The 11,829-nt window shown below is 63.1% G+C and carries 11 protein-coding genes; 5 read left to right on the forward strand and 6 right to left on the reverse strand.

Translation table 11 applies throughout. The annotated features are described in order from the left end of the window. Positions 1–45: 45 nt before the first annotated feature. Complete coding sequence (locus KCG88_RS24915; protein ID WP_210713340.1) at positions 46–597, reverse strand: cupredoxin family protein; 552 nt, start codon at positions 595–597, stop codon at positions 46–48. Positions 598–754: 157 nt separating this feature from the next. Between KCG88_RS24915 and KCG88_RS24920 the strand changes: the two genes are divergently transcribed. Next, on the forward strand, positions 755–1,435 hold the full coding sequence (locus KCG88_RS24920) for a heavy metal response regulator transcription factor (RefSeq protein ID WP_015634824.1): 681 nt from the start codon (positions 755–757) through the stop codon (positions 1,433–1,435). After that, on the forward strand, positions 1,435–2,796 hold the full coding sequence (locus tag KCG88_RS24925; RefSeq protein WP_047284986.1) for a heavy metal sensor histidine kinase: 1,362 nt from the start codon (positions 1,435–1,437) through the stop codon (positions 2,794–2,796). The genes KCG88_RS24920 and KCG88_RS24925 overlap by 1 nt, the downstream gene beginning before the upstream one ends. Before the next feature lie 69 nt (positions 2,797–2,865). Here KCG88_RS24925 and KCG88_RS24930 read toward each other — a convergent pair whose 3' ends face one another. From KCG88_RS24930 to KCG88_RS24940, 3 genes are all read right to left on the reverse strand, one after another. Continuing rightward, entirely contained in the window at positions 2,866–4,110 is a 1,245-nt protein-coding gene (locus KCG88_RS24930) for a lipoprotein-releasing ABC transporter permease subunit (protein WP_047284983.1), read from the reverse strand. 71 nt (positions 4,111–4,181) lie between these two features. Then, a complete protein-coding gene (gene lolD / locus KCG88_RS24935) occupies positions 4,182–4,865 on the reverse strand; it encodes a lipoprotein-releasing ABC transporter ATP-binding protein LolD (RefSeq protein ID WP_015634822.1) in 684 nt (227 codons plus the stop codon). A 7-nt stretch (positions 4,866–4,872) separates the two neighbouring features. Beyond that, positions 4,873–6,123: a lipoprotein-releasing ABC transporter permease subunit gene (locus KCG88_RS24940; protein ID WP_047336178.1), complete on the reverse strand. Its 1,251-nt coding sequence runs from the start codon at positions 6,121–6,123 to the stop codon at positions 4,873–4,875. Between the two features lie 94 nt (positions 6,124–6,217). On the opposite strand from KCG88_RS24940, the gene KCG88_RS24945 reads away from it, so the two are divergent. After that, entirely contained in the window at positions 6,218–6,805 is a 588-nt protein-coding gene (locus tag KCG88_RS24945) for a PilZ domain-containing protein (RefSeq protein WP_047284981.1), read from the forward strand. Positions 6,806–6,855: 50 nt separating this feature from the next. After that, the gene (locus tag KCG88_RS24950; protein WP_047284980.1) at positions 6,856–7,578 is read left to right on the forward strand and encodes a glycerophosphodiester phosphodiesterase family protein; all 723 of its coding nucleotides are present in this window, start codon (positions 6,856–6,858) and stop codon (positions 7,576–7,578) included. 42 nt (positions 7,579–7,620) lie between these two features. On the opposite strand, the gene sthA is transcribed toward KCG88_RS24950, so the two are convergent. Beyond that, entirely contained in the window at positions 7,621–9,015 is a 1,395-nt protein-coding gene (gene sthA / locus KCG88_RS24955) for a Si-specific NAD(P)(+) transhydrogenase (protein ID WP_011060278.1), read from the reverse strand. Positions 9,016–9,216: 201 nt separating this feature from the next. Beyond that, on the reverse strand, positions 9,217–10,191 hold the full coding sequence (locus KCG88_RS24960) for an FAD:protein FMN transferase (protein ID WP_047285484.1): 975 nt from the start codon (positions 10,189–10,191) through the stop codon (positions 9,217–9,219). Positions 10,192–10,520: 329 nt separating this feature from the next. On the opposite strand from KCG88_RS24960, the gene KCG88_RS24965 reads away from it, so the two are divergent. After that, a complete protein-coding gene (locus KCG88_RS24965) occupies positions 10,521–11,819 on the forward strand; it encodes an MFS transporter (protein WP_011060276.1) in 1,299 nt (432 codons plus the stop codon). Positions 11,820–11,829: the final 10 nt, after the last annotated feature.

Below are 11,829 nucleotides of genomic sequence, written 5' to 3' on the forward strand. Positions count from 1 at the left end.
AGCGGATTCTATCAGCCTTTGCTCCCGCCTTTGAGCCCCGGATGCCTATGGGGTGACCGTCAGCTTGCCCACCATCCCGGCCTGGTAGTGCCCGGGAATGTTGCAGGCGAACTCCAGGTTGCCACTCTTGCTGAAGGTCCAGGTCAGTTCCGCCTGCTTGCCCGGCTCCACCAGCACGCTGTTGGGATCGTCATGCTGCATGCCATGGTCCATGCCTGCCATTGAGCCGTGGCCCATGGTTCCATGATCCATGGCCTTCATGCCGGTCGGGGTGAGCATGCCGCTCTGCTGCATCTTGAGCATTTCCTGTTGGTGTTCGGCATGCATGGCCGCGTTGCCCAGATTGAACTCATGCAGCAACTGCCCCTTGTTGATCAGCACGAATCGCACCGTCTCGCCGGCCTTGATCTCCAGGGCCTTGGGATTGAACGACATGTCCCCCATCACCACCTCGACACTGCGAGTGGCCTTGGCCGCAGGCGCCGGCTGGCCAAAATCGTAGGACCCGGCCGGCGACGCCCAGAGCGGCGCGCTCAACAGCATCAGGCAGCCCCCCAGGATCGACCGGCTTCGCCACAACAGGTTTTGCATACTCATCATCAGACTCCAACAAGATCGGGATTCAGCCTGTGGCACACTCTAGAGCCCTGCCGCTGCCAGCCAGCTGACATGCAGATTACAACTTTGTCAGCTTGCACTGCCCTGGCCCGCTGCACGGTATAAAGCCCGGGTTCCAACCGCCACGAGTCCCACCATGAAACTGCTGATCGTCGAAGACCAACCCAAAACCGGCCACTACCTGCGCCAGGGCCTGAGCGAGGCCGGCTTCAACGCCGAACTGGTGGCCGACGGCAGCACCGGCCAACATCTGGCCCTGACCGGCGACTACGCTCTGCTGATTCTCGACGTGATGCTCCCGGGTCGCGACGGCTGGCAGATCCTCCAGGCGGTGCGCAGCGCCGGGCTAGAAGTGCCGGTACTGTTCCTCACCGCCCGGGATGCCGTGCAAGACCGGGTGCACGGCCTGGAACTGGGGGCCGACGACTACCTGGTCAAGCCTTTTGCCTTCTCGGAACTGCTGGCCCGGGTCCGCAGCCTGCTGCGCCGGGGCAGCGCCGTGGCCCAGGAAACCAGCCTGCAACTGGCAGACCTGCGCCTGGACCTGATCCGCCGCCGAGTAGAACGCGGCAGCCAGCGCATCGACCTGACCGCCAAGGAGTTCGCCCTGCTGGAAATGCTCCTGCGGCGCCAGGGTGAAGTCCTGCCCAAGTCGCTGATTGCCTCCCAGGTCTGGGACATGAATTTCGACAGCGATACCAACGTCATCGAAGTAGCCATCCGCCGCCTGCGCCTGAAGATCGACGACGATTTCCCGAACAAACTGATCCATACCGTGCGCGGCATGGGCTACGTGCTCGAAGAGCGCCAGGCCTGATGCGCCGCCTGTCCCTGAGCGGGCGCCTGGCGCTGCTGTTCGCCGCCTGCACCGCAGTGGTCTCATTGTTGGCGGGTGTGTTGTTCAGCCGCGCCAGCGAAGCCCACTTCATCGAACTGGATCAGCAACTGCTGGACGGCAAGCTGCTGGCCCTGCGCAGCGCCTTGCAGGATGTCAACGAGGCCGGGGACTTCCCCCCGCGCCAGGCCAGGCTGCAGGACGAACTGAGCCACCAGCCGGACCTGCAACTACGAGTCGGCGACGCCCATGGCCAGCTCTGGTTCGACAGCGCCCCCGGCCTGCCCGCCTCTCTGCCTGGCGGTGCCGGCCTGCGTAGCCTGGAGCAGGCCGGCACCGCCTACCGGCTCTACACAGCAGCGCTGAACCCCGGCCAGGCGGCCTCGCCGCAGTTGACCCTGATCCTGGACATCACCCATCACCAGCACTTTCTGCAGCGCATGCAACACCTGATCTGGCTCACCGTGGGCCTCTCGGCCCTGGCCACTGCCCTGCTCGGCGCCTGGGCCGCCCGCAGTGGCCTGCGCCCGTTGCGGCGCATGGGCGCGGTGGCCGCCGGGGTCTCGGCCAGTTCCCTGACCCAACGCCTGCCCCAGGAACAAATGCCCGCCGAGCTGGCGGAACTGGCCAGCAGCTTCAACGCCATGCTGGGCCGCCTCGAAGAGTCGTTTCAGCGCCTCTCGGCATTTTCCGCCGACATCGCCCACGAACTGCGCACCCCTTTGTCGAACCTGCTGACCCACACCCAGGTCACCCTGACCCGCCCCCGGCCGCTGGAGGACTATCGCGAAGCCCTGCACAGCAACCTGGAAGAGCTGCAATGGATGGCGCAACTGGTCAACGACATGCTGTACCTGGCCAAGGCCGACCATGGCTTGCTCACACCCAGGCGCGAAGCGCTGGAGCTGGCCCAGGAAACCGACATGCTGCTGGAGTTCTATGGCCCCCTGGCCGAAGACGCACAGATCGAACTGACCCGTGAAGGCCAGGCCGGCTTTGCCGGAGACCGCAGCATGCTGCGCCGGGCGTTGTCCAACCTGCTGGACAATGCCCTGCGCTTCACGCCGGCCGGGGGCGCGGTCAAGGTGCGCATCAACGAAAGTGCCGAGCACCTGAGCCTGAGCATCGAGAATACCGGTGAAGGGATCGCCAAGGATGTACTACCGCGCCTGTTCGACCGCTTCTACCGGGCCGATCCGGCACGGCGCGAAGGCAGCAGTGAACATGCGGGGTTGGGGCTGGCGATCACTCAGTCGATCATTCGTGCCCACGGCGGGCAGATCCGATGTGAATCGGCGGCGGGCTGGACCCGTTTCGTGATCGAATTGCCAAGGCAGGATTGAGGGACTGGTCGCCGGCCAGCCGGCTCCTGCACCAATCGGACAGGAGCCGGCGGCCGGCGAAGGCAGGTCTCAGGAGTAGCGCAAAGCGTGTGCCGGCTCGACCTTGGACGCGCGCCAGGCTGGATACACGGTCGCCAGGAAGCTCAGAACGAACCCGGCACCACAGATCAGCAGCACGTCGCCACCCTGCAGTTCAGAAGGCAGGTTACTGACGAAATACACATCGGAGCTGAAGATCTGCTGGCCGCTGACTCTTTCCAGCCAGCCCACCAGCTCACTCACGTTCAGTGCCGCGATTACCCCCAGCACCCCGCCAATCAGGGTGCCAACGATACCGATCACCGTACCCTGGACCATGAAGATCGCCATGATCTGCCGCGGCGTGGCGCCAATGGTGCGCAGGATCGCGATATCCGCCCCCTTGTCATTCACCACCATGATCAAGGTGGCGATGATGTTGAATGCCGCCACCGCCACGATCATCAGCAGCAACAGGCCGATCATGGTCTTTTCCATCTTCATGGCGCTGAACAGGCTGCCCTGGGTGTGGGTCCAGTCATCGGCACGGAAGTCCGCCCCCAGGCCCTTGGCGATATCCGCCGAGACCTTTGGCGCGGCATACAGGTCCTTGACCGCCAGGCGCACGCTCTGCACCTGGTTCGGCTGCCAGTGCTGCATTTCCGCGGCATCGGCCACATGGATCAGGCCCATGGAGCCATCCAGCTCGGCCCCCACCTTGAATACCCCAACCACGTTGAGGCGTTGCATGCGCGGGGTGATCCCCCCCGGTGCAGTGCTCACTTCAGGCACGATCAGGGTCAGCTTGTCGCCGACGTTCAGGCGAAAGCGTCGGGCCGTGATCTCGCCGATCACCACGCCGAACTCGCCAGGCTTCAGGTCTTGCAGGCTGCCCTGGACAATGTGCTGGGCAACGATGGACACCTTGCCTTCCTGGGCCGGATCGATGCCGCTGATCTGGATCGGCTGCATTGCCCCCTTGTAGGAGAGCATGCCCTCCATCTCGGTGAAGGGCACCGCGGCAGTGACTTCCGGATTTTTCAGGGCCGCCGCGGCCACCGGCTGCCAGTCATCGATGGGCTTGACCCCAACGATAGTGGCGTGGGGCACCATGCCGAGGATGCGCGAGCTCATTTCCCGCTGGAAGCCGTTCATCACCGACAGCACCACGATCATCGCCAGCACACCCAGGGCGAGGCCGATCATCGAGGTCATGGAGATGAACGAGACAAAACGATTGCGCCGCTTGGCGCGGGTGTAGCGCGTGCCGATAAAGATCGATAAAGGTCTGAACATGGGCAAGGCACCCTGGAAAGATTAATGACCCGGCATCGACAGCCCAGCCGCCGACGCCGTGTGCGGCCGCATCAGATGGCGACCAGGTGACCTTCTTGCAGGTGCAGTACGCGGTCCATCTGCCTGGCCAGGTTCATGTCGTGGGTCACCACCAGGAAGGCGGTGCGCATCGAGGTACTGAGCTCCAGCATCAGGTCTTGAATTCCCTGGGCCGTGTGCGAGTCGAGGTTGCCGGTGGGCTCATCGAGCATCACCAGCCCCGGCTTGTTCACCAGGGCCCGGGCGATGGCCACCCGCTGGCGCTCGCCGCCGGACAGCTCCGCCGGCTTGTGCTCCAGGCGATGACCAAGGCCGACTCGCTCCAGCAGCGCGGTGGCACGCTGACGGGCTTCGGGGATCGGTGTACGGCCGATCAGCAGCGGCATGCAGACGTTCTCCAGCGCGGTGAACTCCGGCAGCAGGTGGTGGAACTGGTAGACGAAGCCCAGGGCGCGGTTGCGCAACTGGCCGCGGGCCTTCTCGCCCAGCGCCGAAAGCTCCTCGCCCGCCAGCCAGACGCTGCCCTTGGACGGCGTATCCAGGCCGCCCAGCAGGTTGAGCAAGGTACTCTTGCCCGAGCCGGAAGTACCGACGATGGCCACCCGCTCACCCGGGTGCAGCTCCAGTTGCAGGCCGGACAGGACCACTACCGATTCCGGGCCTTCCTCATAGGACTTGCCCAGGTCGCGGCAGCTCAGGATTGCTTTTTCACTCATGCCCAACTCACTCATAACGTAGCGCCTCCGCAGGCTGGGTGCGCGCCGCACGCCAGGCTGGATACAGGGTGGCGAGGAAACTCAGGACCAATGCCGCGCCGCAGACCATCAACACATCCTCGGCCATCAGTTGCGACGGCAGGTAGTCGATGAAATACACGTCGGCATTCAGGAATTTGTGGCCGATCAGGCCTTCAAGGGCGGAAATCGCGGCACTCACGTTCAGCGCCGCCAGCATCCCCAGCACAGCACCGATCAAGGTGCCGACCACGCCGATCACCGTGCCCTGGACCATGAAGATCGCCATGATGGTTCCCGGCGTCGCCCCCAGGGTACGGAGGATGGCGATATCGCCCTTCTTGTCGTTCACCACCATTACCAGGGTCGAGATGATGTTGAACGCGGCCACCGCGACGATCAGCAGCAACAACAGGCCGATCATGGCTTTTTCCATGCGGATGGCCTGGTACAGGTTGCCGTGGGTACGGGTCCAGTCGCGGGCGTAATAGTGGTTCTCACCCAACTGCTGGGCGATTTCCCAGGCAGTGCGCGGGGCCTGGAACAGGTCGTCGAACTTCAGCCGCAGGCCCTGCACCTGATCCGCCTTCCAGCGGTGCAAGCGACCCAGGTCCTGGAGGTTGGTCAGGCCCAGGTAGCCATCGATCTCGCCGGCGCCGACATGGAAGATGCCCACCACGGTAAAACGCTTCATCCGTGGGAACATCCCGGCCGGGGTCACCGTGACTTCCGGAGCGACGAAGGTCAGCTTGTCTCCCAGGCCGACACCCAGCTTGGTTGCCGCCTTGTCGCCAATGACAATGCCGAAGCTACCGGGCGCCAGCGCGTCCAACTGCCCCTGCTGCATGAAGTGGTCGATGATCGACACCTGCCGCTCCTGCTCAGGGTCGATGGCATTGAGCAGCACCTTCTGCACCTGGCCGTTGTTGGTCAACAGGCCCTGCATCTGGGTGAACGGTGCCACCGCCAGCACTTTGGGGTTCTGCCGGACCTTGTCGGCCAGGCTTTGCCAGTCGCTGATGGGTTCGCCGGATTCGATGGTGGCGTGGGGCACCATGCCCAGCACGCGGGTGCGCATCTCATGATCGAAGCCGTTCATCACCGACAGCACCACGATCATCACGATCACGCCAAGGGCGAGTCCGATCATCGAAGTCAGGGAAATGAATGACACAAAATGATTGCGACGCTTTGCACGGGTGTAACGCGTGCCGATAAAAGCAAACAGAGGTCTGAACATGTCGGGGCTTGTGCAGAGGAAAAGAAGACGTCCTTGTGGCGGGGCCTGGTAAGCAGCTTTACACTCAGACCACTGCCTCTACCATGGGTTCGCCATGTCGACATTAGATGAAGAAGATCGCCGCGAATACTACCGTATCGAGGACACGATCGCACTGGAAATTAGCCCCTTGTCCGCCCACGACGCGGCGAGCAAGGAAGTGTTGCAGGATGAGTCTCCACTGTTCAATCTGCTCAGTGAACTGCACCTGAGCGAATTCGAATCCCAGCACCTGCTGCGCCAGGTCAGCGAGCGCGATCGCACCCTGGCCAGCTACCTCAAGGCCATGAACAAACGCATCGACCTGCTCAGCCAGGTGGTGGCGCAAACAGTGTTCGGCAAGTTCGGCGAGCCGCAGCGGGTCATTCTGTCCGAGGGCGGCATCGAATTCAGCCATCACCAGTGCTACCCAACCGGCAGCCATCTGGCGGTGAAGCTGTTGCTGATGCCGCAGGCCCTGGGCCTGCTGCTGCGGGCCAAGGTCACCCACTGCGAACCCCAGAGCTTTGGCACCTTCGAGATCGGTACCGAGTTCGAAGCATTGACCGATGCCCAACGCCAGTTGCTGGCGCGCTATATCCTGCAGAAACAGGCCCAGCAACGCCGCCAGGCCCGGGAGCAGAGCGACCCCGCCGCCGGCTGAGCAGTACGCCCGACCCTCTCTTAAGGAACAACATCCGTGAAGGAGCAATTGTGACCCTGATCTATGGCCATCGCGGCGCTAAAGGCGAAGCACCGGAAAATACCCTGACCAGCTTTCAGGAGTGCCTCAAGCACGGCGTGCGCCGTTGCGAGCTCGACTTGCACCTGTCCATGGACGGCGAGTTGATGGTGATCCACGACCCGACCCTCAAGCGCACCACAGACCGGCGCGGCAAAGTGGTGGAGCATTCCGCCGCCGAGCTGGTGACCTACGACGCACGCAAGGGCGGCCCGGGCTGGGTCAGCCCCTGCCCCATTCCGCGCCTGGAAGAGCTGTTCGAGAAATGCGACTTCGAACACTGGCAGTTGGAAGTCAAGAGCGCCTCGCGCACCCGCGCCGCCACCACGGTGCTGGCCATCCGGGAAATGGCCCAGCGCTTCGGCCTGCTGGACAAGGTCACCGTGACCTCAAGTTCTCGGGAAGTATTGAAGGCCGCCGTGGAACTGACCCCGGACCTGTCTCGCGGGCTGGTCGCCGAATACGCCTGGCTCGACCCATTGAAGGTCGCCCAGAGCTATGGCTGCGAGATTCTGGCGTTGAACTGGACGCTGTGCACCCCAGAGCGCCTGCAACGGGCGCAGCGTCAGGGTTTGCATGTGTCGGTTTGGACGGTCAACGAGCCCGCGCTGATGCGCAGGCTCGCCGACTTCGGCGTAGATAGCCTGATTACAGACTTTCCCGGTTTGGCCAGCGCCACCCTCGAGAATCGCTGAAATCGGTCTCCCCGGCCGGCTCAGGCCACCGGCCGGAGCCGCTCAAAAAAGCCGGTTGAGGCCATCGTATGCCGCTACCCGATAGGCTTCGGCCATGGTCGGGTAGTTGAAGGTGGTGTTGACGAAGTACTTCAGGGTGTTGAGCTCGCCCGGCTGGCTCATGATCGCCTGGCCGATGTGCACGATCTCCGAAGCCTGGTAGCCGAAGCAATGGACGCCGAGGACTTCCAGGGTTTCCCGGTGGAACAGGATCTTCAACATGCCCTGAGGCTCGCCGGCGATCTGCGCACGGGCCATGCCCTTGAAGAACGCCTTGCCCACCTCGTAAGGCACCTTGGCCTGGGTCAGTTCCTGCTCGTTCTTGCCGATGGAACTGATCTCGGGAATGGTGTAGATCCCGGTCGGCACGTCGTTGACGAAGCGCCAGCTGCCATTGTCGACAATGCTGCCGGCCGCGGAACGACCCTGGTCATGGGCGGCACTGGCCAGGCTCGGCCAGCCGATCACGTCACCGGCCCCGTAGATGTTCGGCACGCAGGTGCGGTAGTTCTCGTCGACTTCGATCTGGCCGCGGCTGTTGACCTTGACCCCGATGTTCTCCATACCCAGCTTGTCGGTATTGCCGGTACGGCCGTTGCACCACAGCAAGGCGTCGGCCTTGATCTTCTTGCCGGACTTGAGGTGCAGGATCACGCCGTTGTCCACACCTTCAACGCGGTCGTACTCCTCGTTGTGGCGCACGGTGATGTTGTTGTTGCTGAAGTGGTAGCTCAGGGCCTGGGAGATTTCCGAATCCAGGAAGCTCAGCAACTGGCCGCGGTTGTCCACCAGTTCCACCAGAACCCCCAGGCCACTGAAGATCGAGGCGTATTCGCAACCGATGACCCCCGCGCCGTAGACGATGAGTTTGCGCGGGGTGTGGCCGAGGCTGAGGATGGTGTCGCTATCGTAGATACGCGGGTGGCTGAAATCGATATCCGCGGGGCGATAGGGGCGCGAGCCGGTGGCGATGATGATGTGCTTGGCTACCAGCTTTTCCACCACGCCGTTGGCGCAGACCACTTCCACGGTCTGCTCGTCGGCGAAGCTGCCAGTGCCGAAGAACACATCGACCCGGTTGCGGGCGTAGTAGCCGGTACGCGAGGCCACTTGCTTGGAGATGACCTTCTCGGCGCTCTTGAGCACGTCCGGGAAGGAGAACCAGCGCGGCTCGCCAATGGCCCGGAACATCGGGTTGGTGTTGAACTGCATGATCTGCCGGACCGAGTGACGCAGGGCCTTGGACGGGATGGTACCCAGGTGGGTGCAGTTGCCGCCGACCTGGCGACGGCTATCGACCATCGCCACTTTGCGTCCTGCTTTTGCGGCGTTCATCGCCGCACCTTCTCCAGCGGGGCCTGAGCCCAGCACCACTACGTCGTAGTTGTAGACAGCCATGCGTACTCCTCAGAACAGGCCGAGACACCCTTCTGGCGTCTCCGGCTAAATCATGCCGCGGCCAGCGGCATGAAGGATCAATTTGGCTCGGTTACGAACCCGGGCACAGTCTATAGAAGCGTCAACGCCGCGCACATTAACCCTTGGTCGCGTCGTAGGCTACTTTTGCCTGCACTACAGGCTGCGCAACAGCGCACCAGGTTATTGTTTTTGCCCGGCCAGCAGCGCATCGAAAGCCGGGTTGCTGCGTGTGACGAAACCTGTAGCGCTGCGCATCACAAAAAAACCGGCGATGCCGTGTTTTTCCGCGTAATCCCAGCCCGCCTCCGGGCCGAGTATCAGCAACAGCGTCGACAAGCCATCGGCCATCAACGCCGAAGGATGAATCACCGTTACCGAGGCCAACGGGTGGGCGATGGGCTGGCCGAGCCGGGCATCGAAGGTATGGGAGTAACGCTGGCCGTCCTGCTCGAAATAATTACGGTAGTCGCCAGAAGTGGAAACGCCAAAACCATCCAGGGCAATCACCCGCTGGGCTACCTGCTGGTCATCACGCGGCTCTTCCAGGGCTATCCGCCATGGTGAGCCGTCGGGCTTGCGACCCACGGCCTTGAGCTCACCGGTGGCTTCGGCAAGGAAGCTGTCGATCCCCAATTGCGTGAGCCGGGCAGCGATGCGGTCCACCGCATAGCCGGCGGCGATGCTGTTGAAATCCACCTCCACCGGCGCGTCCTTGCACAGCTCCTGCCCTTCGATACGCAGGTGAGCGTGCCCTACCCGCTGCCGCACCTCAGCCAGGGCTGACGCGCTGGGCACCTTTTCCTCGCGCCCCTGAGGGCCAAAACCCCAGAGATCCAGCAGCGGTTCCACCGTCAGGTCGAAGGCGCCATCGCTGTCCCGGGACAACTGCTCACCCACCCGCACCAGCTGCAACACCGGCTCCGGCATCGGCTGGCAGCTATCGGCGGGCAAGGCGTTGAAACGCTCGATGTCCGAATCACTGCGATAGGTGGACATCTGCCGGTCGACCTCGGCCAGAATCCCCTCGACCTCAGCCTGCACCAGGGACGCCGCCGGACCATCGGCGTGACGCACATACTGCACCGACCAGGTGCTGCCCATGGTCGGTCCGGACAGGCTTTCCAGACGCTCGCCACCACAACCGGCCAACAGCACCAGCGCAGCGTACAAAATGCTCCATCGCAATCGTTGCTTACCCGACAAGGTGTTCCTCCCGATCAACCGCCCTGCTGGGCCCAGCTGGCAGTGCAAATGGCCATTATGCGACAGACGGAGGCCTACCGTCCGGCCTCCCCCCTCCTTGGCTGCGGGCAAGGCCTTGATCTAGAGCCGCCCCGCCACCCCAAGAGTTTTTGTTGCCGGATGGCCTTCATACACATATCGTTACAAAACTGTTCAGCGTGCAGCCTCGAGCCCCGACTTTGCAGTAAGGGACGCATAACGACCAGGGATTGCTAACAAGACAGCCAAAGTGAGTGAAAAAAATGTCCACGACCACGGGCAAAGGCAAGGCGATCTTTCGCGTTGTCAGCGGCAACTTTCTCGAGATGTTCGACTTCATGGTCTACGGCTTCTACGCCACGGCGATTGCCAAGACCTTCTTCCCTGCCGACAGCGCCTTCGCCTCGTTGATGCTGTCCCTGGCGACCTTCGGCGCCGGCTTCCTGATGCGTCCCCTGGGAGCGATTTTCCTCGGTGCCTATATTGACCGTCACGGCCGTCGCCAAGGCCTGATCATTACCCTGGCACTGATGGCAGCGGGCACGGTGTTGATTGCCTGTGTGCCGGGCTACGCCACCCTTGGCGTCGCCGCGCCCTTGCTGGTACTGCTGGGCCGCCTGCTGCAGGGCTTTTCCGCCGGCGTCGAACTGGGCGGGGTGTCGGTGTACCTGGCCGAAATCTCCACGCCGGGCCGCAAGGGCTTCTTCGTCAGTTGGCAATCGGCCAGCCAACAGGCCGCGGTGGTTTTCGCCGGCCTGCTGGGCGTGGGCCTGAACCACTGGCTGAGCCCCGAGCAAATGGGCGACTGGGGCTGGCGCGTGCCGTTCCTGGTGGGCTGCATGATTGTTCCGGCGATCTTCATGATCCGTCGCTCCCTGGAAGAAACCCCGGAATTCCAGGCCCGCAAGCATCGCCCTTCGCTGCAGGAAATCGTCCGCTCCATCGGCCAGAACTTCGGCATCGTCATCGCCGGCATGGCACTGGTGGTCATGACCACCGTGTCCTTCTACCTGATCACTGCCTACACCCCGACCTTCGGCAAGGCCGAACTGCACCTGTCGGACTTCGACGCCCTGCTGGTGACCGTGTGCATCGGTCTGTCGAACTTCTTCTGGCTGCCGGTGATGGGTTCGCTGTCGGACAAGATCGGCCGCAAGCCGCTGCTGCTGGGCGCCACCATTCTGGCGATCTTCACGGCTTATCCGGCATTGTCCTGGCTGGTGGCCAACCCCAGCTTCAGCCACCTGCTGATCGTCGAGCTGTGGCTGTCCTTCCTCTATGGCTCGTATAACGGCGCGATGGTAGTGGCCCTGACCGAAATCATGCCGGTGGAAGTACGCACCACGGGCTTCTCCCTGGCCTACAGCCTGGCGACTGCCACCTTCGGCGGCTTTACCCCGGCGGCCTGTACCTACCTGATCCACGTCCTGGGCAATCAGGCAGCTCCAGGCATCTGGCTCAGTGGCGCGGCGGTGCTGGGGCTGATCGCCACCCTGGTGCTGTTCCGCGGCAATCGCCACGAACTGCGTACCGCGCAAGCGGCAACAGCGCGCGGCGCCTGAGACAAAAGCT

It is taken from the genome of Pseudomonas sp. MWU349, assembly GCF_017947325.1.
Classification (GTDB): Bacteria; Pseudomonadota; Gammaproteobacteria; order Pseudomonadales; family Pseudomonadaceae; genus Aquipseudomonas; species Aquipseudomonas protegens.